This window comes from Methylobacterium sp. Ger2507, assembly GCF_055231875.1.
Genome location: NZ_JBUYVC010000001.1, coordinates 3,734,744 through 3,756,726, shown reverse-complemented (window position 1 = coordinate 3,756,726; position 21,983 = coordinate 3,734,744). Strand labels below are relative to the sequence as shown.

The 21,983-nt window shown below is 67.7% G+C and carries 26 protein-coding genes; 18 read left to right on the top strand and 8 right to left on the bottom strand.

From position 1 onward, the window contains the following. Positions 1 to 136: 136 nt before the first annotated feature. From ACV7NL_RS17290 to ACV7NL_RS17275, 4 genes are all read right to left on the bottom strand, one after another. Positions 137 to 388 (bottom strand): hypothetical protein, encoded by a 252-nt coding sequence (locus ACV7NL_RS17290; protein WP_056183076.1) that lies wholly within the window; start codon positions 386 to 388, stop codon positions 137 to 139. Then, the gene (locus ACV7NL_RS17285; protein WP_244477045.1) at positions 378 to 653 is read right to left on the bottom strand and encodes a hypothetical protein; all 276 of its coding nucleotides are present in this window, start codon (positions 651 to 653) and stop codon (positions 378 to 380) included. The genes ACV7NL_RS17290 and ACV7NL_RS17285 overlap by 11 nt, the downstream gene beginning before the upstream one ends. A 106-nt stretch (positions 654 to 759) precedes the next feature. Continuing rightward, positions 760 to 1,635 carry an SDR family oxidoreductase gene (locus ACV7NL_RS17280; protein ID WP_463356329.1) on the bottom strand — a complete coding sequence of 292 codons (876 nt, stop codon included), beginning with the start codon at positions 1,633 to 1,635 and terminating at the stop codon, positions 760 to 762. A gap of 25 nt (positions 1,636 to 1,660) precedes the next feature. Then, positions 1,661 to 2,317 (bottom strand): phosphatase PAP2 family protein, encoded by a 657-nt coding sequence (locus tag ACV7NL_RS17275; protein WP_463356328.1) that lies wholly within the window; start codon positions 2,315 to 2,317, stop codon positions 1,661 to 1,663. A gap of 551 nt (positions 2,318 to 2,868) precedes the next feature. On the opposite strand from ACV7NL_RS17275, the gene ACV7NL_RS17270 reads away from it, so the two are divergent. After that, positions 2,869 to 3,531 (top strand): DUF2147 domain-containing protein, encoded by a 663-nt coding sequence (locus ACV7NL_RS17270; RefSeq protein ID WP_056183086.1) that lies wholly within the window; start codon positions 2,869 to 2,871, stop codon positions 3,529 to 3,531. 84 nt (positions 3,532 to 3,615) lie between these two features. On the opposite strand, the gene ACV7NL_RS17265 is transcribed toward ACV7NL_RS17270, so the two are convergent. Continuing rightward, positions 3,616 to 4,842 carry a serine hydrolase domain-containing protein gene (locus ACV7NL_RS17265; RefSeq protein ID WP_463356327.1) on the bottom strand — a complete coding sequence of 409 codons (1,227 nt, stop codon included), beginning with the start codon at positions 4,840 to 4,842 and terminating at the stop codon, positions 3,616 to 3,618. 72 nt (positions 4,843 to 4,914) lie between these two features. Beyond that, a complete protein-coding gene (locus ACV7NL_RS17260; RefSeq protein ID WP_463356326.1) occupies positions 4,915 to 5,409 on the bottom strand; it encodes a DUF427 domain-containing protein in 495 nt (164 codons plus the stop codon). Positions 5,410 to 5,534: 125 nt separating this feature from the next. Here ACV7NL_RS17260 and otsB point away from each other — a divergent pair, with 125 nt between their 5' ends. The 11 genes from otsB (at position 5,535) to ACV7NL_RS17205 (ending at position 14,859) form a co-directional block, all read left to right on the top strand. Continuing rightward, the gene (otsB, locus tag ACV7NL_RS17255; protein ID WP_463356325.1) at positions 5,535 to 6,290 is read left to right on the top strand and encodes a trehalose-phosphatase; all 756 of its coding nucleotides are present in this window, start codon (positions 5,535 to 5,537) and stop codon (positions 6,288 to 6,290) included. A 66-nt stretch (positions 6,291 to 6,356) separates the two neighbouring features. Continuing rightward, positions 6,357 to 7,367 carry a glucokinase gene (locus ACV7NL_RS17250; protein WP_463356324.1) on the top strand — a complete coding sequence of 337 codons (1,011 nt, stop codon included), beginning with the start codon at positions 6,357 to 6,359 and terminating at the stop codon, positions 7,365 to 7,367. A gap of 65 nt (positions 7,368 to 7,432) precedes the next feature. Beyond that, positions 7,433 to 8,146, top strand: coding sequence for a DUF2459 domain-containing protein (locus ACV7NL_RS17245; RefSeq protein ID WP_056487458.1), 714 nt, complete (start codon positions 7,433 to 7,435; stop codon positions 8,144 to 8,146). An 86-nt stretch (positions 8,147 to 8,232) separates the two neighbouring features. Beyond that, positions 8,233 to 9,759 (top strand): Do family serine endopeptidase, encoded by a 1,527-nt coding sequence (locus ACV7NL_RS17240; RefSeq protein ID WP_056183253.1) that lies wholly within the window; start codon positions 8,233 to 8,235, stop codon positions 9,757 to 9,759. 302 nt (positions 9,760 to 10,061) lie between these two features. Further along, positions 10,062 to 10,232: a hypothetical protein gene (locus ACV7NL_RS17235; protein WP_244477047.1), complete on the top strand. Its 171-nt coding sequence runs from the start codon at positions 10,062 to 10,064 to the stop codon at positions 10,230 to 10,232. A 102-nt stretch (positions 10,233 to 10,334) separates the two neighbouring features. Then, entirely contained in the window at positions 10,335 to 11,630 is a 1,296-nt protein-coding gene (locus tag ACV7NL_RS17230) for an aspartate aminotransferase type Ic (protein ID WP_056183107.1), read from the top strand. 96 nt (positions 11,631 to 11,726) lie between these two features. After that, a complete protein-coding gene (locus ACV7NL_RS17225) occupies positions 11,727 to 12,200 on the top strand; it encodes a hypothetical protein (protein ID WP_056183110.1) in 474 nt (157 codons plus the stop codon). A 52-nt stretch (positions 12,201 to 12,252) separates the two neighbouring features. Next, a complete protein-coding gene (locus ACV7NL_RS17220) occupies positions 12,253 to 12,780 on the top strand; it encodes a hypothetical protein (RefSeq protein ID WP_056183112.1) in 528 nt (175 codons plus the stop codon). A 9-nt stretch (positions 12,781 to 12,789) separates the two neighbouring features. Continuing rightward, positions 12,790 to 13,653, top strand: coding sequence for a 3-deoxy-8-phosphooctulonate synthase (gene kdsA / locus ACV7NL_RS17215; RefSeq protein ID WP_463356323.1), 864 nt, complete (start codon positions 12,790 to 12,792; stop codon positions 13,651 to 13,653). Positions 13,654 to 13,843: 190 nt separating this feature from the next. Further along, positions 13,844 to 14,173, top strand: coding sequence for a hypothetical protein (locus ACV7NL_RS17210; protein WP_247635778.1), 330 nt, complete (start codon positions 13,844 to 13,846; stop codon positions 14,171 to 14,173). 164 nt (positions 14,174 to 14,337) lie between these two features. Next, positions 14,338 to 14,859, top strand: coding sequence for a hypothetical protein (locus ACV7NL_RS17205; RefSeq protein WP_463356322.1), 522 nt, complete (start codon positions 14,338 to 14,340; stop codon positions 14,857 to 14,859). A gap of 21 nt (positions 14,860 to 14,880) precedes the next feature. On the opposite strand, the gene queF is transcribed toward ACV7NL_RS17205, so the two are convergent. Beyond that, a complete protein-coding gene (gene queF, locus ACV7NL_RS17200; protein ID WP_056183122.1) occupies positions 14,881 to 15,345 on the bottom strand; it encodes a preQ(1) synthase in 465 nt (154 codons plus the stop codon). Between the two features lie 133 nt (positions 15,346 to 15,478). Here queF and ACV7NL_RS17195 point away from each other — a divergent pair, with 133 nt between their 5' ends. The 4 genes from ACV7NL_RS17195 (at position 15,479) to ACV7NL_RS17180 (ending at position 18,457) form a co-directional block, all read left to right on the top strand. Next, the gene (locus tag ACV7NL_RS17195) at positions 15,479 to 15,682 is read left to right on the top strand and encodes a hypothetical protein (RefSeq protein WP_056183260.1); all 204 of its coding nucleotides are present in this window, start codon (positions 15,479 to 15,481) and stop codon (positions 15,680 to 15,682) included. 244 nt (positions 15,683 to 15,926) lie between these two features. Next, entirely contained in the window at positions 15,927 to 17,216 is a 1,290-nt protein-coding gene (eno, locus tag ACV7NL_RS17190; protein ID WP_056183125.1) for a phosphopyruvate hydratase, read from the top strand. A gap of 92 nt (positions 17,217 to 17,308) precedes the next feature. Further along, the gene (locus ACV7NL_RS17185; protein WP_082504231.1) at positions 17,309 to 17,749 is read left to right on the top strand and encodes a thiol-disulfide oxidoreductase DCC family protein; all 441 of its coding nucleotides are present in this window, start codon (positions 17,309 to 17,311) and stop codon (positions 17,747 to 17,749) included. A 54-nt stretch (positions 17,750 to 17,803) separates the two neighbouring features. After that, on the top strand, positions 17,804 to 18,457 hold the full coding sequence (locus ACV7NL_RS17180; protein WP_463356321.1) for a DUF1345 domain-containing protein: 654 nt from the start codon (positions 17,804 to 17,806) through the stop codon (positions 18,455 to 18,457). A 6-nt stretch (positions 18,458 to 18,463) separates the two neighbouring features. On the opposite strand, the gene ACV7NL_RS17175 is transcribed toward ACV7NL_RS17180, so the two are convergent. Then, a complete protein-coding gene (locus ACV7NL_RS17175) occupies positions 18,464 to 19,513 on the bottom strand; it encodes an endonuclease/exonuclease/phosphatase family protein (RefSeq protein WP_463357154.1) in 1,050 nt (349 codons plus the stop codon). 107 nt (positions 19,514 to 19,620) lie between these two features. On the opposite strand from ACV7NL_RS17175, the gene ACV7NL_RS17170 reads away from it, so the two are divergent. Continuing rightward, positions 19,621 to 21,000: a pentapeptide repeat-containing protein gene (locus tag ACV7NL_RS17170; protein WP_463356320.1), complete on the top strand. Its 1,380-nt coding sequence runs from the start codon at positions 19,621 to 19,623 to the stop codon at positions 20,998 to 21,000. Between the two features lie 35 nt (positions 21,001 to 21,035). After that, on the top strand, positions 21,036 to 21,806 hold the full coding sequence (locus tag ACV7NL_RS17165) for a potassium channel family protein (RefSeq protein ID WP_247635773.1): 771 nt from the start codon (positions 21,036 to 21,038) through the stop codon (positions 21,804 to 21,806). Positions 21,807 to 21,983 lie beyond the last annotated feature (177 nt).

The window sequence follows — 21,983 nt, the reverse complement described above, 5'->3', positions numbered from 1 at the left end:
ACTCACGCCCCCGCCCGGATCGCCGCAACCCACGAATCCTGCAATCGACGATCCTGCATCCCACGGCGCGGGATCGTGCCCGACCCCGCCAGCGCCGTGCGAACCCGGGCGCCCGGCGCGCCGGACGGTCGGCCCCTCAGTGCGGCGCGGCCGGCGTCGTGTCCCGCTGCAGGGCGGCGGCTTCGGCCAAAGCCGCCCGGCCCTGGACCCAGGCGGCCTCGGCATCGGGCAGCGCGTAGGGCGCCGTCCGCACGGGGTGCAGGCCCGCCCGCAGGGTCCAGCGATAGCGGCCGGCATCCTCGGGGCAGGGCTCGACCTGGAGGGTGAGGGGCCCGCCCGTCTCCTCGGCCGGAGGGGTGTTCTGTGCCGGGGTGGGGTCACGCGTCATGGTGGTCGCCTCCGCTGCCGTACCGGTGGATCTCGGATTCGGGCGGACGCGCCGGTCCGGGCGGACGGTCGGGAAACTCCATCCAGTCCGTGAAGGCGTCGGCCGGGTAGCTGTGCTGGCAGGAGGCGACGTGCCAGGGCCGGGGATCGACCGCGTTCTCCGGGTCCCAGCGGATCACCGCCCGCCGGTCCGGGTCGTCCCGGTGGATCGCGATGATCCAGCGCCCGTCCTGCGGCGCCCGGTCCATGGCCCTCCAGGTCCGCATCGTGCCGTCCCCCCTGTTCGAGGCGACAGGAACGCACGAAGCGCCGGAACCGTTCGGTCCCGGCGCTTCGGTTTCTGGGATAGGCGCTTCGGTTTCTGGGATGGGGTCAGAGGACCGGCATGGCTCCGGCGACGGTGACGAGGGCACCGGAGGTGTAGCTGCTCTCCGGCGAGGCCAGCATCACGTAGGCGGAGGCGAGTTCGGCCGGCTGGCCCGGACGCCCGAACGGGACCTGGCTGCCGAAGGACTTGACCGAATCCTCGCTCATCCCCGAGGGAATGAACGGCGTCCAGATCGGTCCCGGCAGCACGCCGTTCACCCGGATGCCCTTCTCGGCCAGGAGCTGCGACAGGCTCAGCACCATGTTGCTCAGGGCGCCCTTGGTGGCGCTGTAGGCCATCAGCGAGGGCATCGGGTGCTTGGAGTTCACCGAGGAGGTGAAGATCACCGAGGCGCCGGGCTTCAGGTGGGGCAGGGCGGCCTTGGTCAGGTAGAACGGTCCGAACACGTTGGTGCGGAAATGGTCCTCGAAGACCGTGTCCTCGATGGCATCGAGCCCCTGGTTCGGCTGCTGGAAAGCGCCGTTGTTCACCAGCACGTCGAGGCGGCCGAAGGCGGCGACGGTCCGCTCCACCAGGTCGCGGCCGTGGGCCGGGTCCTTGAGGTCGCCCGGCAGCAGGAGGGCGCGGCGCCCGGCCCGCTCGATCCAGCCGGCCACCGCCTCGGCATCCGCCTGCTCCTCCGGCAGGTAGGCGATCGCCACGTCGGCCCCTTCGCGGGCGAAGGCGATGGCCACAGCCCGGCCGATGCCGCTGTCGCCGCCGGTGATCAGGGTAGCCTGGCCCGTCAGCTTGCCCGAGCCCCGGTAGCTCGCCTCGCCGTGATCCGGCTCGGGGGCCATCCTGCCGGTCTTGCCGGGAAAGCTCTGCGGCTGGCCCTCGAACGGGGGCCGGGGGTACTGCGTCAAGGGATTGGTGGTCACGCGGAGTCTCCGTTGGAATACCGCGTCAACCGGAGGCTGCGTCGCCCCGTTCCTGCTGCCCGATGCCGCGTGACCGCGACGCGACCTTTCGGAATACCACGCCGGCGATGACATCCCGCCCGAGGGCGATCCGGTGCTCGGCGGCCTCGGCCGAGAGACCGATCAGCGCCCCCGCCGCCACGTCGGACGGGAAGTGCGCGCCGCGCAGAACCTGGACCCCGACGACGCCCAGGGCCGCCGCCGTGGCCACCCCGCGGATCTCCGGATAGGCCCGCCCGGCGGCGCGCGCCACCGCCACGCTCAGAGCCGAATGCCCCGACGGAAACGACTGCCACGGCCCGACATTCGGCCCGAACCAGCCGGTCTCGTAGAGGCCTTCGTCCATCAGCACGTTGGGCCGGGTGCGATGGACGATCCGCTTCACGGTCGTCTTCGTCATCGCCGCCATGATCCCGGAGACGAGCATGTGCCGCCCGGCCTCCGCCAGACGCCGGTCCCGCCGCAGCACCCCCACGGCGAGGGTTCCGGCCGAGAGAGCGAGCAGCCATTTCCAGCCCCCCGCCTCGCTGGCCGCTGCCAGGCCCCGCACCCCGCGGGTGTCCTTCGCACGGGCGAGCGACACACCGAGGCGGATGTCCGCCGCCTCCAGGCGCCGCCGCAGCCCCGCCGATTCATCACGCATCAACGGGTCCGCCATTCGGGGTGAAGCACGGCCGTAAACGCGGAGCGCCCCGGATCGTTCGATGCCGCGTTCGGCCGGTGCCCCCCCGGCCCGAAACGACCGCGTCGCAGGTCGGATCGTCCTCCCGAGAGCGGCCTGCGAGACCTGCCGCGTCTTCGACGACCACGTGCCGGACGGCCCGGGGCCGTGGCCGGTCGCAGTCGGCGAGAACCGATGCGATCACCTCACCGCCGCGAAGACCCTCGTCGAATTGGGTACCGCCCGGCGTTTTCGCGATCGACCCCACATCTTCGGGATAAGGCTTCGCAACAGGTCTTCGCGAAGTCAGGACAGGCCGGTCCGGCCGATCGTCCGTCCGCATACGACCTGGGAGGTCTGCCCGAAGCTTGTTCGTCGAGCCTGTCGGTGCGCCAAATCTTCGGGACTCACCCATACCGGCCATGATCCCGTCACCTTCGCAGCGGATGGCGAGGCATCAGGTGACGGGCGCTGACCGTCCTTCGGATAGGGGCGGGTCGCCGCGGGGCGAGCGCATGAGGGTTGTTGGAAGCATGATGAATCGTTCGACCATCGCGGGCGCCGCACGCCGGCTGGTGCCCCTGGCCGGCCTCGCGGCCGCTCTTCTGCCGGGCCTTGCTCTGGCCGCTGCCCCGAACGATGCCAGTGGAACCTGGCTCACAGAGGATGGACGCGCCCGGATTCGCACCGAGAAGTGCGGCCCGCAGAACACCAACCTGTGCGGCTATGTGGTCTGGCTGAAGGTGCCCCTGAACGATCAGGGCCAACCCCGCATCGACTTCAAGAATCCCGACCCGAAGAAGCAGGCCCGGCCCTCCCTCGGCCTGCAGCTCATCATGGGGCTGAAGCCGCAGCCCGACGGCCATTACGGCGGCAAGATCTACAATGCCGACGAGGGCAAGTTCTACGACGTGACGATGTGGTCGGACCAGCCGACCGAACTGTCGGTGCGCGGCTGCCTCCTCGGCTTCCTCTGCGGGTCCCAGACCTGGAACCGGGTCAACGATGTGCTGCCGGGACAGCTCACCGGCCCGACCAACGGCCCGGGCGGGCCGCGCTCCGACGCCGAGTGGGCTCCCAAGGCCCCGGCCGCCGCGTCCGGCGCTCCTGCCGGCGGCGCCGGAACCGCCAAGCCGGCGCCGAAGGCTGCCCCGAAGGCGGGTGCGGCGCCGGCGGCCGCCCCGGCCGCGGAATAGACGGCCCATCCTGTCGACGACCGACTGAACCCAGAAGACGCCGCTCCCGACCCGGGGCGGCGTTTCGCGTTCGCCCCCGAGGACTCAATCCACCAGGGCCGCGTAGGTCAGCACCCGCAATTCGCGCCGGAGCGGCAGCGCCGACGAGGGAATGAGCTGGGTCAGTAAAACCACGGCGAGATCCTCGGCTGGATCGACCCAGAAGGCGGTGCTGGCGAGCCCGCCCCAGGCCACCTCGCCCGGTGTACCGACGATCTGAGCGCGAGCCGGATCGAGCATGACCGAGAAGCCGAGGCCGAAGCCGATGCCCGTGTAGGCCGTCTCGGAGAAGCGCGGCTGGCCCATGGCGGCCAGGTCCCCGTCGAGGTGGTTCATGAGCATGAGGTCGACGGTCTTGCGCCCGAGGAGGCGGGCGCCATCGAGTTCGCCACGCCCGAGAAGGAAGCGGCAGAAGCGCATGTAGTCGGACGCCGTTGAAACGAGGCCGCCGCCCCCGGAGGGGCAGGCCGGGGGTGTCGCGAAGCGGCTCCCCACCGCGTCGTCGTAGAGCTTCAGGGTGCGATCCCGGAACAGGCTGTAATTGGCCGCGAGGCGCGGCAGCTTGTCGGCGGGCACGAAGAAGTCGGTATCGACCATGCCCAGCGGCCGGATCACCCGTTCGCGCAGGAAGTCTGCGAAATCCTGGCCCGAGACCACCGCCACGAGATGCCCGAGGACGTCGGTGGCCACCGAGTAGTTCCATTCGGCGCCGGGCTGGGCGAGCAGCGGCTGCCGCGCGAGCCGTCCGACCACGTCGGCCAGGCTCGCCTCCTGGGCCTCTCCGAAATCGACGCCGTTCTGACGGTATAGCGCATCGACGAGGGTCGCCTCCATGAAACCGTAGGTCAGGCCGGAGGTGTGGGTGAGCAGGTCGCGGATGGTGATCGGGCGTTGGGCCGGCTCGCTGTCGAATTTCGCTCGGTTGCCGCCGGTAAGAACCCGCATGTCCGTGAATTCGGGCAGGAAGCGGGTCACGGGATCGTCGAGTTGGAAGCGCCCCTCCTCGTAGAGCATCATCACCGCCACCGAGGTCAGCGGCTTGGTCATCGAGTAGATGCGCGCGATGGTGTCAGGCTTGAAGGCTGCGTTGCGGGCGATGTCGGCGCGGCCATGGGCGCGAAAGAACGCGGTCTGTCCGCCACGCGCCAGCATCACGGACAGACCAGCGACCTTGCTATCGCCGACCAGGCGCTGCATCCAGCCGTCGATGCGCTCCAGGCGATCCGGACAGAAGCCCAGAGCCCGTGGCTCGCATCCGATCTCACCCTGCATCCGCACGCTCCGTTCCGTGATCACCCTATCCCGGCATAGCGCGGGAGCGGTCCTGCGCAAGGCCTCGGCCAATCACCAGCCCATGCTTCCGGGACCGCCCTTGAAGGGGCCGATGATGCCCGGGCTGATCCAGCCGCCGTAGAAACCGCCCGGCTGCGGTGTCACCCGCGCATCGCCGACGAAGCATCCATCCATCGGTCCGGCATAGAAGGCGATGTAGCCGGCGATCGCGGAAAACCCAGGTGTCGGAGCGGGGTAGGCCCAGGCAGCGCCCTCGGCACGGGCCAAGCCCGCCACCACGTCGTACAAAACGGCGCGGCCCTTCCACTCGCAGATCCCCGCGCGGCGGGCGGGTCCGAGCACGCCGGCCACCACATCACCAGCCGGAAAGTAATAGGTTGGCGGATGACTCGTCTCCAGCACGCGATACCCGGCCCGGGTCTCGGCGATGGTCTGACCGGCCAGGGCAACCCGCAGGCGCGCGTCGACGGCCTCCAGCCGTGGTGGCCGCGGATAGTCCCACACGCTCTCGTGGTTCGGGCCGGGCGGGATCGGGGTGGGCCACATGGGTCGGAACCTTGCCTCGGTGGATCGGAAGCCCTGACAGATAGGGCAGGGCGGTGCGGCCGCCCGTTTTCCCCCGGCGCAGGGCATGGTAGCGCAGGCCCGGATCAGACGAAGGGACATCCCGCGTGACCGAGCCGACCGCGTTCGCCCTGTACCTCGACTTCGACGGCACTCTGGTGGAGATCGCCCCCAAGCCCGATCAGGTGCGGGTCGATCCGGCCCTCGCCCCGGCCCTGGAGCGCCTGCGCACCCGGCTCGGCGGCGCGCTCGCCATCGTCACCGGGCGGCCGATTGCGGTGATCGACGGCTTCCTCGTACCGGCGCGGTTCGACGTCGCCGGCCTGCACGGCGTCGAGAGCCGGGTCGACGGCGTGGTCTCGGGCGGGCGAGCGGAGGACCATCCCGAGTTGCGCGCCCAGGTTCCGGCCCTGCATGCGGCCGTGGCGGCGCTGGAGCATGTGCTGATCGAGGACAAGGGCGCTTCCGTAGCAGTCCATTGGCGCCTCGCCACGCCAACCGATGCCGCCGCGGCCGAAGACGCGGTCAAGGCCGCTGCGGCCCATCTCGGGAGCGCCTACCGCCTCCAGCTTGGCAAGGCGGTCGGCGAGATCGTGCCCGCCTCCGCCACCAAGGGGCACGCCATCCGGGCGCTCGCCGGGAACCCGCCCTATGCGGGCCGCCGGGCGATCTTCCTTGGAGACGATCTCACCGACGAGAAGGCCTTCGCGGTGGTCAATGAGCTCGGTGGCATTAGCATCCGCATCGGGGGCGCCGAGACCATCGCATCGCGTCGCCTGATCGATCCTGAAGATGTCCGGCGCCTGATCTATGGATGGGCCGATGGCGCCCCCATCGATCCCGACGCCTTGCCGCCAGCCTAGAACCGCATTTCAGGCCCCCAATTTCCCGCCCAGCCCGGTCCCGGGCACCCGATGGAAGAGGCGCGCATGTTCGAGTTCCCCGTTCTCGTCGGTGATATCGGCGGCACCAACGCGCGCTTCGCTGTGGTGCCGGAGGCGGGCGCGAAGCCCATCCTGCTCTCCCACGAGGCGACGGCCGGCCATCCCGATCCCAGCGCCGCCATCCGGGCTTCGCTGGCCCAGGGTGACGGTCCCGCCCCGCGCTCGGCAATCCTCGCGGTGGCGGCCCGGGTCGACGGACCGGCGGTGCAGCTCACCAACGCCCATTGGGTGATCGAGGGTGCCCGGATCGGTCGGGATTTCGGCCTCTCGCGCTCCGTCGTCGTCAACGACTACGTGCCGGTCGCGGCAGGCGCGGCGGGGATCAGCCCCTCCGAGCTCACGCCGATCGGTCCTCATCGCGAGGAAGGCCGAGAGGGCGATCAGGGTGCCCGGCTGGTGCTCGGTCCTGGCACCGGCTTCGGCGCGGCGGCGCTGCTGCCGGTCGGCAAGCGGCTCGTCATCGTCTCCACCGAAGCGGGACACACGGATTTCGGACCGAGCAATGCCGCCGAGCACGCGCTGTGGCCGCACCTGGAGCGCGTCGAGGGTCGCGTGACCGTGGAGACTCTGCTCTCCGGCCCCGGCCTGACGCGGCTCCATGGGGCACTGCACCGTCTGCGCACCGGCACAGACGGCCCTCGGCGCGATCCGGCATCCGTGACCGAAGCCGGACTCTCGGGCACCGATCCGGATGCGGCAGCGTCCCTGAACCTTTTCGCGAAGCTTCTCGGCAGGGTCTGCGGCGATCTCGCCCTGACCTTCCTGGCGACCGGTGGCGTCTATATCGGCGGCGGGATCGCGCCCCGGATCATCGACGTGCTGCAGCGCGGAGCGTTTCGTGAAGCCTTCGAGCGCAAGCCGCCCTTCATCGCACAGATGCAGGTAATCCCCACCAGCGTCATCGCCGTGCACGATCCGGCCCTGACCGGCCTCGCCGCCCTGGCGAGCCAACCTAATCTGTTCGATTATCACGGTCAGGTCTGGCAGCCCGACTGATCGTCCAAAATCCGATGTGCACGCGCCGTACCGCCCTGTACCGGACCGGTCGCCTCTTCGCAGCCATGGTGGCCGTCGTGGCGATCACCATCGGCGTGCTGGTCCTGGCGGCGCTGATGACGGCGCACCCGGGCGATCCCGACCTTTATCCCGCTCGTGCAGAGGACGGCGAGACCATCAGCCTCGTCTCGCATGGCTGGCACTCCGGCCTGATCCTGCCCCGCGCGGCCTTGATCGGGCCCGGCGGGGGGCCGGCGCTTGCCAGCATCGCTACCCGGTTTCGCGCCTATCCGCAGATCGAATTCGGCTGGGGCGAAGCCCGTTTCTACCGGGCGACGCCGACCCTGGCGCAATTCGATGCTCGCCTCGCCCTTGAGGCCCTCTTCACGCCGGGGGGTCGCGCAGGCGTCATCCAGGTGGTCGGTCTGGAGCGTCCGGTGCGCGAGAGCTTTCCTGGTTCCGATATCGTGCCCGTGCGGGTCTCGCGCGCCGGCCTCGCGCGCCTTCTCACCCGGTTAGAGGCAGGATTCGGCCTCGTGGAGGGACAGCCGATCGCCGGCGGACCAGGCCTCTACGGCCCGAGCCTGTTCTACGAGGGGACGGGACGCTTCTCCTACGCGAATGTCTGCAATCATTGGGCCGCACGGCTGCTGAATGCGGCCGGCCTCCCGATCACGCCAATCCTCGACACGTATCCGGCGGGCTTGCTCCTCGACCTGCGCTGGCGCGCCGGCCTCACGGCCCTTCCTGCCGCGACCGCGAACCTGTCCAAACCGTAATCCTGGCGCCACGCGGGGGTCAGGCGGCACGCCTTACAAACCGGATCACGGCGTGCCGCTGCGCGCCACCCGATCCGGAGTCCATGATGATCGCTCAGCCCAACCGCCTGCGCCGCAATGCTCTCGCCTCGGTCGCCGTTGCATCCCTCGTCGCGACGGGCGCCGCCGGCTTCGGCCTGACCCAACCGTCGACGCCGGCCTATGCCCAGTCCCTATCCAAGAACCCGATCGAGACGCCCGACCATCCGCCGGGCTCCTTTGCCAGCGTCGTCGACAAGGTGAAGCCGGGCGTCGTCGCCGTGAAGGTGAAACTCGACGATAGCGCCACGTCGGACGATGACGACGGCCCCGGTCAGGGCCAGGGTCAGCAGGTTCCGCCTCAGCTCCGGGAGTTCTTCAAGCGCTTCGGCCAGGGCGGTCCGGGCCAGGGCCAGGGTTTCGGCGCGCCCAAGCGCCAGGGCCAACGCGGCGCCATGGGCTCCGGCTTCATCATCTCGGCCGATGGCTACGTGGTGACCAACAACCACGTCGTCGACAAGGCCAAGTCCGTGCAGGTGACGCTCGACGACAACCGCACCCTCGACGCGAAGGTCATCGGCAAGGACCCCAAGACCGACCTCGCTCTCCTGAAGATCACCGAGGGCGGGACCTTCCCATACGTCTCGCTCAGCAAGTCGGCCCCCCGGGTCGGTGACTGGGTGGTGGCCATCGGCAACCCGTTCGGCCTGGGTGGCACCGTCACTGCCGGCATCGTCTCGGCCCGCGGCCGCGACATCGGTGCCGGCCCTTACGACGACTTCCTGCAGATCGATGCGCCGATCAACAAGGGCAATTCCGGCGGCCCGACCTTCAACGTCGGCGGCGAAGTGGTGGGCGTGAACACCGCCATCGCGTCGCCTTCAGGCGGCAGCGTCGGTCTCGCCTTCGCGATTCCTGCGGAAACCGTTCAGGCGGTGGTCGACCAGCTCCGGGCCGACGGCAAGGTGGCGCGCGGCTATCTCGGGGTTCAGGTCCAGCCGGTGACGAAGGACATCGCCGACGGCCTCGGCCTCGACAAGGCCAAGGGCGCCCTCGTGGACCACGCCGAGGCCGGGACCCCCGCGGCCAAGGCCGGTCTGAAATCCGGTGACGTCATCGAAACCGTCAACGGCACGCCGATCAACGATGCCAGGGAGCTGTCCCGCAAGATCGCCGGCATCAAGCCGGGTGCCAAGGTCGAGCTGACCTACCTGCGCGGCGGCAAGTCCGATACCGCGACCGTGGAACTCGGTGTCCTGCCGAACGACACCCGGGTGGCGAACAACGATCGCGGTTCGTCGGCAAACGGGCAGCCGCGTCTGGGCCTCAGCCTCGCTCCGGCCTCCGAAGTCGGTGCCGGCTCCGAAGGTGTGGCGGTGATGGAGGTCGATCCGGATGGTCCGGCAGCGGCCAAGGGTATCGAGCAGGGCGACATCATCCTCGATGTCGCAGGCTCCAGCGTCTCGCAGCCCTCCGAGGTCGCCGAGCGGATTCGCTCCGCCGAGACGAGCGGCCGGAAGGCGGTCTTGATGCGCGTCAAGAGCCAGAAGGGCGTCACCCGCTTTGTGGCGGTGGCCCTGAACAAGGCAGGCTGATCCCGAGCGGGCTGATCCCAACCGCCTCGCATCGCGAAAAACGAACCCGGCGCCGGCTCATTGCATGGGCCGGCGCCGCCCGTCGTCCGGGCGCCGATGACGTCAGGTCTTTGGCGGGTTCAGGTCTTCGAATGCGTCCGGGGACGCACTGTCAGGTTATGTCAGGCGGCATACGTGACTGTCTCGCAGGTTTCCTTCGCAGAATCTGCGACTCAAGCCCTCGTGCAGCCTCATACGGAGTCCCGTATGGCTCGGTCCTGACCGAGCTTGCCCGGGAACACGGGGTCAAGGATGGCGCGGTGGTGCTGGCTTGGCTTCTCAGGCGCTCGCCCGTGCTGCTTCCGATTGCTGGCACCGGCGATCGGCAGCATCTGGCCGACAACATGGCGGGCGCAGGCCTCGATTGGATTGAGGCCAAGTACAACGCCCTCGACGCCCAGGGGTGCGCGGCCTGGCAGACCACGCAACCCTGATCCGTCGCGGGCTGCATTTCAAACGGGGTGACGCAGGCGGCGCGAGGCGTCATGGTGCGCCGCGCTTGCCGCTCGCGCGGCCTCACTCGGACTCGAGACATCATGACGACGATCGCCGACCGCAGCCCGGCCGAACTCGCGGATCTGCGCGCCCAGGCTCAAGCGGCCTATGACGCCTTCAAGGCGCGGGGCCTCAAGCTCGACATGACGCGTGGCAAACCGGCGCCCGAGCAGCTCGACCTGTCGTCCGGTATGCTCGCGCTGCCCGGCAACGGCGACTACACCACTGCAGCCGGGGAGGATGCCCGCAATTATGGTGGCCAGCAGGGCCTGCCCGAGTTGCGCGCGCTGTTCTCGCACCTCATCGACGCGCCGGCGGACCAGATCGTGGTCGGAGGCAATTCGAGCCTCGCCCTGATGCACGACACCATCGCGTGGGCGCTGCTGAAGGGCGTACCGGGGTCCGAGCGGCCCTGGTCGAAGGAGGACGCTCCGGTCTTCCTCTGCCCGGTCCCGGGTTACGACCGCCACTTCGCCCTGTGCGAGGAATACGGCATCCGCATGATCCCCGTGCCGATGACGGGACAGGGACCGGACATGGACGTGGTCGAGGGTCTCGTCGCCGACCCGGCCGTCAAGGGCATGTGGTGCGTCCCGAAATACGCCAATCCGTCCGGAGAGATCTTCTCGGACGAAACTGTGCGGCGCCTCGCCGCGATGAAGACCGGCGCTCCCGACTTTCGCCTGTTCTGGGACAACGCCTACGCGGTGCATCACCTGACGTCGGATCGCCATCCGGTGCAGGATATTCTCACCGCCTGCACCGAGGCCGGCAACCCGAACCGTCCCTTCCTCTACGCCTCGACCTCGAAAATCACGCTTGCGGGCGCCGGTCTTGCGGTCTTCGCCGGCTCGCCCGAGAACACGCGCTGGTTCCTGGCTCGATCCGCGAAGCAGACCATCGGTCCGGATAAGCTCAACCAACTGCGCCACGTGCGCTTCTTGCGGGATGGCGCTGGCCTTCAGGCCCACATGGACGCCCACCGCGCCCTGATCGCGCCCAAATTCGCTGCCGTGCAGGCGGCGCTTGACCGGCACCTCAGCGGCACGGGTGCCGCACGCTGGACGCGGCCGGAGGGAGGCTACTTCATTACCGTGGAAGCCCGTGAGGGCACGGCCACCGAGGTGGTGCGGTTGGCCAAGGATGCCGGCATCGCCCTCACGCCGGCCGGAGCGACCTCGCCCTACGGCCGTGATCCGAAGGACAGCGTCCTGCGTCTCGCGCCCACCTATCCCAGCCTCGACGACGTCACGAAGGCAGCCGAGGGCATCGCGCTGTGCATCCTTCTTGCATCCCTCGACGCCGAACACAGGACCCGTGAACGAGCGGCGGCCTGAGACCTGCCTCGGCATCCGGGTCACAGATCGGATGCCGAGGCGTGGGGCCGGGAGGCGCCAGGATGACGACGGTGAGGACGTGACGAGGGTGAGGACGTGACGACGATCAGAACATGGCGCTGGGACGGTCCGCCGTGCCGGGCGGTCGTGACGGTCGTCATGCTCCTCAGCGCCGCAACGCAGGCGCAGGCACGCTCCGCCTGGATCACCGGCACCTTCGTCTATGCCGATCTCTGCACCGTTCGGGACAATGGCGCACGCAACGGACACCGGGTCATGCTGCGGCGCTCGCCAAACGGCAATGCCGTGACCTTCGAGGGCGCGGACCACATCGGCCCCGTTGCGGTTGAAGCCATGAGCCTCGACGATTCCACCAGGGCGCTTACCTTCGCGGTCTCGACCGAGGCGGGCGCGATTCGTTTCCAGGGCGTCGTCGAACCCGGCGCTCTGACGGGCACCATCGAGGACGAGGCGGGGCTGCATGCAGTTCATCTGCCCCGTGTGTTGCGCTCTCACACCCATGAAACTTGCTCCGATGAGATCACCGGGGCGATCGGCCAACACCAATAAGTGTGGGACTTGGAGTGTGGGCCTTGAGCCGGGCGTGCGTTAAATCAACACGATGACGATTTCTGTTCGCCTTTCCTTGATTCTTGCCGCGAGCACTTTGGTCTCCCTGGCTCCGGCCCAGGCAGCGGATACCTGTGATACCCTTACCGTCCGCATGATCCGTGCAACGGGAGCATCGCTGGCCGGACGCGTCGGCTCCCGGGCCGTCTTCCGGGCGGCCGATGCGGAACGCATGAGCCTGGATTGCCGGGCGCCGCGCCGGATGGTCCTCATCGCCCGTGAACGCGAACCAAGCCGCCGGTTCTACGAACTGATCGGTGACGCCGCGCAGGCCTTGACCGGCGCGAGCGCCGAAGCGGCAGAGACGCTGGCGCTGGTCCTGCAGCAGGAGGCCCTGGCGACAGGACGTCCACAGCAGGGGACGACCAGGCGGGTCGCCATTCGATGCGAAACCGCTTCGGATGCAGACCCCTTCGACGGTTTGCGTACCCGTTGCATCCTGGCCCCCCTCCCGGTTCCTCATGCGAAGCCCGTGCTTCGACGCCGGGCCGGCCTTTTCGTTGGGACCGCAGCGGGCTAGACCGACGTCATGCCTGAGATCACCCCCTCCACCGCTCCCGTGGTCACCGCTGGTTCGGTCGCCTTCGCCAACCATCTGCCCTTCGCGCTGATCGCCGGCCCCTGCCAACTCGAGAGCCGCGACCACGCCATCGAGATCGCCGACGCCTTGAAGGCGATGACCGACCGCCTCGGGATCGGCCTGGTGTTCAAGGCCTCGTTCGACAAGGCCAACAGGACCTCCGGCAGCACCGCTCGCGGGCTCGGCCTGGAAGGGGCGCTGCCGATCTTTTCCGAGATCAAGGACCGTTTCGGCCTGCCCGTGCTCACGGACGTACACGAGGCGGCGCAGTGTGGCCCCGCCGCCGAGGTCATCGACATCCTCCAGATTCCGGCCTTCCTATGCCGGCAAACCGACCTGTTGCTCGCGGCCGCCGCCACCGGACGCGTGGTGAATGTGAAGAAGGGCCAGTTCCTCGCACCCTGGGACATGGCCCACGTGGCCGCGAAGGTAACGGGGGCCGGCAATCCCAACGTGCTGGTGACCGAGCGCGGCGCCTCGTTCGGATACAACACCCTCGTCTCCGACATGCGCAGCCTGCCGATCATGGCGCAGGTCACGCATGGTGCCCCTGTGGTGTTCGACGCCACCCACTCGGTGCAGCAGCCCGGCGGGCAGGGCGCGACCTCGGGCGGTCAGCGCGAATTCGTCGCCGTGCTCGCCCGCGCGGCCGTCGCCGTCGGCGTGGCCGGGCTTTTCATCGAGACGCATCCCGACCCGGACCATGCCCCCTCGGATGGCCCGAACATGGTGCCGCTGAAAGCGATGCCGGCCTTATTGGCCGAGTTCCAGGCGTTCGACCGGCTGGCAAAGGCGCGAGTGACCGACGCGTAGAGCGCGATCGTCACAGACCTTCCGGCAGCCTGTACAAATGCAGACGCTGCTCCGGCACCCCAGACCTACAACAGGCAGCGGAACCGGACGCGCGATCCGCTCCGAATCTTCATCCGATCCTGTGATGGGAACGATCAGGTCAGCTTGACGTTGAAATATCCAATACATTCTCGAACGCTGAGGGATACTCATGCGCAAGCTCGCTCTCGTTTCTGCCCTGACCCTTTCGCTGGGTGGACTCGCTGCCACAACTTCGGCTGAAGCCGGCCCACGTGGACATGGTTACGGCCATGGCGGATACGGTCACGGTCACGCCTACGGCCATCGCGGGTACGGCCGCGGCTATGCTTATGGCGGCCGTCGTCGCGGCATCGGAACCGGTGCTGCCGTGGGCCTGGGCATTGCCGGTCTCGCCGCCGGTGCCATCGCCGCCGGTGCAGCACGGGACGCCTATTACCGGGACGGCTATGCCCGTCCGGCCTACGGCTACGGTGCTCCCGCTTACGGTTACGGCTACTAAGTTCTTCGAATCATTTGTCGGAATGGGGCAGTCGGCGTGTGCCGGCTGCCCTTTTTCATGGGTTCCCGCTCGGCCTGCCATTTGTCATCGCAGCCCGTGGGCTGTGAATCATTAGAAGAGGTTGCATGGGATCGCTTCCGGACATTTCCGATGGGCGATCGTCGATGCCATTCCTCCTCGCGGTCGCGGGCATGCTCGCGACAGGGCTGGCCTACTGGATCCGGTATGGCGATGGAATGGTCCAGATTGACCACACCCTGCACGATTGGCGCAAAGGCCGCCGGCGCAGGGCGGGCGATCTCCAGCAACGCTTGGCGCCGCTCAAAGCGATGCGGGAGCCGGCGGATGCCGCCGGGGTTCTGTTGACGCTGGTTGCTCGCCAGCGCGGCGTGCCGACGCCGGAACAGGAGAATGAAATACTGTCTCGAATGCGTTCAATCACCGCGATCCCGGAGGAAGACCTTGCGATCCGGATGGCGGTGATCCGCCACGCGGCGAACCAGTCCCCCGACAATCAGGATGCGATCGCGGTCCTGGCGCCGCTCCTGCACGACAGGCTCACCCCCTACGAGGTCGAGGACCTGGTCGACATGCTCCAGGCCGTGGCGTCCCTCCATGGCGGCCCAACGGAGGGGCAGAGCCACCTCATCGACCAGGTCCACCGCGCCATCATTGAGGATCGGTAGTCCGTTCGAGCATCCGCGCTCTCAGCGAGCCCGGTAGGGGGGCACGCCGGGATCCGGGAGCCAGACGGATTTCAGCGGCTCGCCGGTCTGCCAGAACACGTCGATGGGAATGCCGCCGCGTGGGTACCAGAAGCCCCCGATGCGCAGGTAGCGGGGCGCCAGCAACTCCGTGAGCCGCAAACCGATCCCCACCGTGCAATCCTCGTGGAAGGCCCCGTGATTGCGGAAGGCTGTCAGGTAGAGCTTGAGCGACTTCGATTCGACGAGCCATTGATCCGGCACGTAGTCGATCACCAGGATGGCGAAGTCCGGCTGGCCGGTGACGGGGCAGAGTGAAGTGAACTCAGGTACGGTGAAGCGGGCGAGATAGTCAGTGCCCGGATGCGGGTTCGGTACCCGGTCGAGGCGGGCCTCGTCGGGACTGGTCGGCAGGGGCGTCGTCTGTCCGAGTTGCAAGCTCTCGGCGCCTGAAGGTGGCTGCGTCATGGGCAAAATCTTCCGGTGACGGGGGCGACACGCTTGTCGCACAGGTCACGCCTTATGCTGAAATCCAACCAATTTGCCGCCCAAGTGGCGACGGTGAGTGGCAGGCGCGATGTCCGCGTGCCATATGGGAACCATGAGCGACGAAAACACGGCCACCTATCCCTACACTCTGGAGATCCAGCCGCCCAAGGCGCCCGGCAGTCCATACCAATGGGCCATCCGCCGGAAGGGCAAGCTGATCCAGCGATCCGACCGCAATCACCCGACCGAAGCCAAGGCGCGTGAGAACGGAATGGCGCAGATCGAGCTGCTTCTGTCCGGAGCCGGTGACCGCTAGGCCACTTCCCTTCGCTTCAGGCGCAACGATCAATCCCCTGCGGCCGACGGGCTGGAATACCAGTTCCAGCGCGCCGGCAGTCTTGCAGGAGGCGACAGGACGCTTGCCGGACGCGAAGCGTTGACGGATAAGCCTCGGCGAAATCGTCCGGTCCCGGGGCATGTCATCCGGACATCCTTGGGCATCGGACCCGGCCTCGCGTGACGAGGCCTCGATAAGCCGCACCGTCCGCAAAGGCGCTTCCATGACCGCGATCACGAACATCGCCGCCCGTGAGATCCTCGACAGCCGAGGCAACCCGACCATCGAGGTCGACGTGTTGCTCGAAGACGGCTCCTTCGGGCGCGCGGCTGTTCCCTCGGGCGCCTCCACCGGCGCGCACGAGGCCATGGAACTGCGCGACGGGGACAAGGGTCGGTACGGCGGCAAGGGTGTCCGCAAGGCGGTCAACGCGGTGCAGTCGGACATCCTCGACGCCATCGGCGGCATGGATGCCGAGGATCAGATCGCCATCGACGAAGCGATGATCGAGCTCGACGGCACGCCCAACAAGAGCCGCCTCGGCGCCAACGCAATCCTGGGCGTGTCACTCGCTGTCGCCAAAGCCGCCGCCGAGACGGCAGGCCTGCCGCTCTACCGCTACATCGGCGGAACCCAGGGCCGGGTACTGCCTGTGCCGATGATGAACATCATCAACGGCGGTGCCCATGCCGACAACCCGATCGACTTCCAGGAATTCATGATCATGCCGGTGGGCGCGTCCTCGCTCGCCGAAGCCGTGCGCATGGGTGCCGAGGTGTTCCACACCCTCAAGGGTGCATTGAAGAAGGCCGGCCACAACACCAACGTGGGCGACGAGGGCGGTTTTGCCCCGAACCTGCCCTCGGCCGAGGCCGCTCTCGATTTCGTGATGCAATCGATCCAGGCCGCTGGTTTCAAGCCCGGCACCGACATGGTGCTGGCTCTCGACTGCGCAGCGACCGAGTTCTTCAAGGATGGCGCCTACCACTACGAGGGTGAGGGCCAGACCCGCGATATCGAGGCGCAGGTCGCCTATCTGGCGGGGCTCGTCGACGCCTACCCGATCCTGTCGATCGAGGATGGTATGTCGGAGGACGATTGGGAGGGCTGGAAGCTTCTCACCGAGCGTGTCGGCGACCGTTGCCAGCTGGTCGGCGACGACCTGTTCGTCACCAACGTGACACGCCTGTCGCGCGGCATCGCCGAGCAGACGGCCAACTCGATCCTAGTGAAGGTGAACCAGATCGGTTCGCTCACAGAAACGCTGGCCGCCGTCGATATGGCCCAGCGGGCCGGCTACACGGCCGTGATGTCCCATCGCTCCGGTGAGACCGAGGATTCGACCATCGCTGACCTCGCGGTTGCGACGAACTGCGGACAGATCAAGACCGGCTCGCTGGCGCGCTCCGACAGATTGGCCAAGTACAATCAGCTCATCCGCATCGAGGAAGGCCTTGGTTCACAGGCCCTCTATGCCGGTCGTAATGCCCTGAAGGCGCTGGCCCGTCGCTGAACCCGGTCTGAGAGACCCATGCGGGACAATGACACGGTCGCGAAGCGATTCACGACCGTGTCACGGGGGCTCGTCACCCTATCTTCCAAGGCATGACTCCGACCGCGCCATCGTCGCCGACCCTGACCGTCTATTATGACGGGGCCTGTCCTCTTTGCGCTGCTGAGATCCGGCTCTACCGGCGCTCGCCGGGCGGAGAGCGGGTCGCTTGGATCGACGTCGCCGCCGAAGACCCCGCGGATCTCGGTCCCGACCTGACCCGAAGCGCAGCCCGTGCCCGCTTCCATGTCCGCCGCCCGGATGGTGCGCTGGCATCGGGAGCGAGAGGTTTCGCTGCGCTCTGGGCCGTGCTGCCGCGCTGGCGTATCCTTGCCCATCTCGCTCGCCTGCCTGGGCTGATCAGCCTCGGCGAGGTCGCCTATCGCTTGTTCCTACCGCTGCGACCGTGGATCGCCCGCTTCCTCCCAGGCCGCAGAGCAAGCTGTGACAAGGCTTGTGGAGACAAGGCTTGCGGAGACAAGGCTTGCGGATAAGGCATCTCCGCGCGAGAGCAGGATCGAATCGCGAATGGTCGAGACGATCCTCACATGCTGAATCCCTTTCAGGCCTTCTGGCTCCGTCCGCGCCTTCTCGCCTCCGTAGGGCTCACCCTCGTCCTCGCGTTGATTCTTCCCTTCGCAGACCTGTCGGTTCGGCTGCTGCTCGGCTGGTGCCTCGGCGTTCTCGCCTATTGCGGGTTGATCGTCGGGAAAGCAGCGCGTCAGTCGCAGGACTCGCTGCGTAGGGAGTCGTCGCGCCTGGACGACAGTGCTCTCACCGTAACGCTCTTCGCGATTCTGGCGGCCGCCGCGAGCTTCGGCGCCGTGGCGATGCTGGTACTCGGCGGCAATGGAAGCGAAGCGTATCGTTTGAGCCACCTCGCGCTCGCCGCAGCGACCATGATCTGCGCTTGGCTCTTCGTGCAGGTGGTCTTCACGGTGCACTACGCGCACCTGTACTACGGGACCGAAGCGGACACATCGCGCCGCGGACTCGACTTCAATGGCGAGGAGAACCCGGATTTCTGGGACTTCTTCTATTTCTCCGTGACCATCGGGGCGACGTCGCAGACATCGGATACCGATATCACCAGCAAGGCGATGCGCCGTGTTGCGACAGTGCAGACCATCTACGCCTATATCTTCAATACCAGCGTGCTGGCCCTCGCCATCAACATGGCGGCCGGTGTTGCCCAGCGTTGAGCCCCATCATCGGGCCGCCTCTACCGCCTCCTGTGCATCCTCGTGATCCTGCGCCGTGGCTTGCGGGGCATCCTGCAGGCGTGGCGCCCGATCCGTGCGGCAGAGGCTGATCAGGATTGGAAAGTGGTCCGACTGGATATGAGGCAATCGCTCGATCCGGCCGAGGAGAAAATCGTCGCTGAAGAACACATGGTCGAGGGGCCAGCGCAGCAGCGGCCATTTGGCGTTGAAGGTCGGATAGAGACCACGGCCGATCCGCGGATCGAGGAGACCGCTGATACGCTGAAACAGGTCGTTCGTCTTCGACCAGGCGACGTCGTTCAGGTCGCCTGCCACCACTGCCGGGCCCCCCTCCGCCGCAACCTCGCGCGCCACCATCACGAGTTCGGCGTCACGCGGCGCGCTGCTCTGACCCGGATGAGGCGGCCTGGGATGCACGCCGAAGAAGGTAAAGCGCTCTCCCGAGCGGAGCGTCACACCGGTGCGCACGGAGGGGACGTCGTCCTGCAGCAGGAAACGCACCTCCGGGTTATCTAAAGCGAGCTTGGAATAGAACATCAGCCCGTAGGTGTTGTGCTGCGGCTGGGCCACTCGGTATGGATACCGCGTCCGCAGGGGTTCCAGAGCCTCCGCCCAGAGTTCGTCGGTCTCGACGAGCAGCAACAGGTCGGGATCCTGCTTGGTGACGAGGTCGAGCAGGGGCGCGTAGGCGCGGTTCGATTCCAGCACGTTCGCGATCATGATCGAGAAGCCCGCCTCCGAGCGGCAGGATTCCGGCTCTGCCGCGGCCGCCTGCGGCGAGACCAATCGGGTGAACGGGTAGATGCACACCAGTTGGTAGGCTAGGGCTGCGGCGAGCGCGGCAACGAGTGTGAGACCCGAAGTGTCGCGGGCAGCGATCAGCAATCCCAGGATCACGGCCACGATCAGGGCCGCAATCTGCAATCGCGGGAAGTCGAAGGTGCGGATGAAGCCGGAATTGCTGGGAATGAAGGGCAGCAGGGTCGCGACCACGAGGATCCCCCCGGCGGCCTTCAGGCCGATCTCCACCCACATCACAGCCACACCGCGCTCCCCGTGCCGTCGCCGGCACGCCGTGGCCAAGCACTTCGAAACGTCCGAGGCCCGGAATGGTGCCCACGCGACAGGTCTGGAGCCCCGCCATGAACCCTGAGGCGGATCCGATCACCGCCGCGCAGGCTCGTGCCGACCGGGTCCTGGAACGCCTCGCAGCTCTCGCCGGCACGGCCTTCGCGGCGGGCGACGACACCCGTGCCCTTGCGGGACTCCCCCTCGGACGCGAGGCGTTGGCAGCCCGTCTCGGTGCGGATACGGAACCGCCTGCCTGGTGGGACGCCAAGCAGGCCGGCCTGGCCCTGGCTGGAGCGGATCTCACCGACGCACACCTCGAGGACGTGGATCTCTCCGGAGCGAACCTCTCAGGTGCGACGCTGGCCGGCGTGCTCGGCCGGTCCGCCGATTTTACCGGTGCCACCGTGGAGGAGGCGAACTTCGCCAATGCCGACCTCAGCGGCGCCCGCTTCACTGGCATTGCCGGGGGCGAGGCGAACTTCGACGATGCGATGCTGGAGGATGCGCGTTTCGACGGTGCGGCGATGCGCTTCGCCAAGCTGCGTCGTGCGCTCCTCGATGGAGCCAACTTCGAGGGCGCCGACCTCTGGGGCGCCGATTTCACCGGGGCCGACGCCGACTACACCCATTTTCGCGGCGCTCGCCTGGACGAGGTCAAGCTCGTGGGCGTCAACCTGACCTACGCCGATTTCGAGGGCGCCAGCCTCAAGAAGACGCAGCTGACCGGCTCGCGCCTGCGGGGCGCCAACCTCACCGGCGTGAAGTTGGACGGGGCCAACCTGTCGGAGGCGGACCTCTCCGAGACCAGCCTCGTACGCCTCAACCTCTCCACCTGCGACCTGCGCCACGCGCGCTTCGCCGGCGCCTGGCTCAACGGCACCCGGATGCGGGTGGACCAGCTTGGCGGCGCGGTGGGCGAGGAGGTCGCTCGAGATTACCCCGCGGCTCAGGCGAGCTACCTGGCGCTCGAGCAGAATTTCAAGAGTATCGGCAGCCAGGACGCGGCAAGCTGGGCCTATAAGCGCGGTCGCCGGATGGGTCGTCTCCATGCGGGCGCTCAGGCGCGGGCAGCCTGGGACGCGCGTTCAGGCCCGGACCTGCTCCGCCACGGTTATCAATGGGTCGCGGATCGCTTCGTGGAGTGGCTTTGCGACTATGGCGAAAGCCTGTCGCGGATCGCCCGCGCGTTCGTCATCCTCATCGGCGTCTTCGCAGCGCTCTACGGTCTGACCGGTGGATTGATTCCCGAGGGTAGCGACGGCCGGCCGACCTACAACCCTCTGGACCTGGTGAGCTACAGCGCTCTCAACATGATGACCGCCAATCCTCCCGAGATCGGCGTCAAACCCGTGGGACGCGTCACCAATCTTCTCGTCGGCATCGAGGGCGCGGCTGGCATCATCCTGATGGGCCTGTTCGGCTTCGTGCTCGGCAATCGCCTGCGGCGCTGAGCGCACTCCTTCCCCCGACAGGCAACTTCGCATCGATGGCTCAGCAGAACGCGCTTCTCGCGGAACTCTACGAGGGCGATACGGGCCGCGCCCATCGCTTCCGCTATGGCCTCCTCCTCTTCGATGCGGCGACCGTGGTCTACGTCGTGGGGACCTCGTTCCTGCCGCGTCAGGCCTGGATCGAGCGGATCGATATCGCCTTCGGCCTCGTGGTCCTCCTGGACTTCCTGGCCCGGCTCGCCATCAGCCGGAATCGATCGCGGGAGTTCCTGCACCTCTCGACCTGGGCCGACATCGCCGCTTTGGTCTCGTTTCTGGCACCGGTGATTGGCGAGGGCGTCGGCTTCCTGCGCATCCTCCGCACCCTCCGCCTTCTGCGCACCTACCAGCTCCTCGACCGGTTGCGTGCCGACAGCGCGGTCTTCCGCGCCAACGAGGACGCGATCCTGGCGGCCACCAACCTCGCGGTGTTCGTGTTCGTGATGACCGGGATCGTCTACGCAACCCAGCACGGCACCAATCCGGCGATCGGCAATGCCATCGACGCGCTCTATTTCACCGTGACCTCGCTGACGACTACTGGATACGGGGACATCACCCTGCCGGGCCCAACGGGGCGCCTGATCTCGGTCGCGGTGATGATCTTTGGTGTGACCCTGTTCCTGCGCCTTGCCCAGGTGCTGTTCCGGCCACCCAAAATCCGATTTCCTTGCCCGACCTGTGGTCTGCAGCGCCATGATACGGATGCCGTCCACTGCAAGGCCTGTGGCACCCGCCTCGCCATTCCCGACGAGGGCAGCGACTGACGATCCGGTGGGACACGCAGCCTGCGCAACCCAGCGCGTTGACCAAAGACAGGTTGGCGATGAACGGACGGACCGGCGGCGCGTTTGCGAGCGTCGATGCATTCTCCTTGCTCGCGTCCCCCCTGCTCGTGTCCCGCCTTGCTCGTGTCCACGGCTCATTGACGTAAGTCCGCCTCC

Bases quoted from the DNA above. Each gene is read 5' to 3' on its own strand.
- ACV7NL_RS17170 (WP_463356320.1), top strand. From the start codon at position 19,621: ATGAACCCTGAGGCGGATCCGATCACCGCCGCGCAGGCTCGTGCCGAC.
- eno (WP_056183125.1), top strand. From the start codon at position 15,927: ATGACCGCGATCACGAACATCGCCGCCCGTGAGATCCTCGACAGCCGA.
- ACV7NL_RS17175 (WP_463357154.1), bottom strand. From the start codon at position 19,513: ATGTGGGTGGAGATCGGCCTGAAGGCCGCCGGGGGGATCCTCGTGGTC.
- ACV7NL_RS17285 (WP_244477045.1), bottom strand. From the start codon at position 653: ATGCGGACCTGGAGGGCCATGGACCGGGCGCCGCAGGACGGGCGCTGG.
- ACV7NL_RS17165 (WP_247635773.1), top strand. From the start codon at position 21,036: ATGGCTCAGCAGAACGCGCTTCTCGCGGAACTCTACGAGGGCGATACG.
- ACV7NL_RS17185 (WP_082504231.1), top strand. From the start codon at position 17,309: ATGACTCCGACCGCGCCATCGTCGCCGACCCTGACCGTCTATTATGAC.
- ACV7NL_RS17275 (WP_463356328.1), bottom strand. From the start codon at position 2,317: ATGCGTGATGAATCGGCGGGGCTGCGGCGGCGCCTGGAGGCGGCGGAC.
- ACV7NL_RS17195 (WP_056183260.1), top strand. From the start codon at position 15,479: ATGAGCGACGAAAACACGGCCACCTATCCCTACACTCTGGAGATCCAG.
- ACV7NL_RS17260 (WP_463356326.1), bottom strand. From the start codon at position 5,409: ATGTGGCCCACCCCGATCCCGCCCGGCCCGAACCACGAGAGCGTGTGG.
- ACV7NL_RS17220 (WP_056183112.1), top strand. From the start codon at position 12,253: ATGACGATTTCTGTTCGCCTTTCCTTGATTCTTGCCGCGAGCACTTTG.
- ACV7NL_RS17250 (WP_463356324.1), top strand. From the start codon at position 6,357: ATGTTCGAGTTCCCCGTTCTCGTCGGTGATATCGGCGGCACCAACGCG.
- ACV7NL_RS17290 (WP_056183076.1), bottom strand. From the start codon at position 388: ATGACGCGTGACCCCACCCCGGCACAGAACACCCCTCCGGCCGAGGAG.
- ACV7NL_RS17240 (WP_056183253.1), top strand. From the start codon at position 8,233: ATGATCGCTCAGCCCAACCGCCTGCGCCGCAATGCTCTCGCCTCGGTC.
- ACV7NL_RS17265 (WP_463356327.1), bottom strand. From the start codon at position 4,842: ATGCAGGGTGAGATCGGATGCGAGCCACGGGCTCTGGGCTTCTGTCCG.
- queF (WP_056183122.1), bottom strand. From the start codon at position 15,345: ATGACGCAGCCACCTTCAGGCGCCGAGAGCTTGCAACTCGGACAGACG.
- ACV7NL_RS17180 (WP_463356321.1), top strand. From the start codon at position 17,804: ATGCTGAATCCCTTTCAGGCCTTCTGGCTCCGTCCGCGCCTTCTCGCC.
- ACV7NL_RS17210 (WP_247635778.1), top strand. From the start codon at position 13,844: ATGCGCAAGCTCGCTCTCGTTTCTGCCCTGACCCTTTCGCTGGGTGGA.
- kdsA (WP_463356323.1), top strand. From the start codon at position 12,790: ATGCCTGAGATCACCCCCTCCACCGCTCCCGTGGTCACCGCTGGTTCG.
- ACV7NL_RS17245 (WP_056487458.1), top strand. From the start codon at position 7,433: ATGGTGGCCGTCGTGGCGATCACCATCGGCGTGCTGGTCCTGGCGGCG.
- ACV7NL_RS17205 (WP_463356322.1), top strand. From the start codon at position 14,338: ATGCCATTCCTCCTCGCGGTCGCGGGCATGCTCGCGACAGGGCTGGCC.
- ACV7NL_RS17230 (WP_056183107.1), top strand. From the start codon at position 10,335: ATGACGACGATCGCCGACCGCAGCCCGGCCGAACTCGCGGATCTGCGC.
- ACV7NL_RS17270 (WP_056183086.1), top strand. From the start codon at position 2,869: ATGATGAATCGTTCGACCATCGCGGGCGCCGCACGCCGGCTGGTGCCC.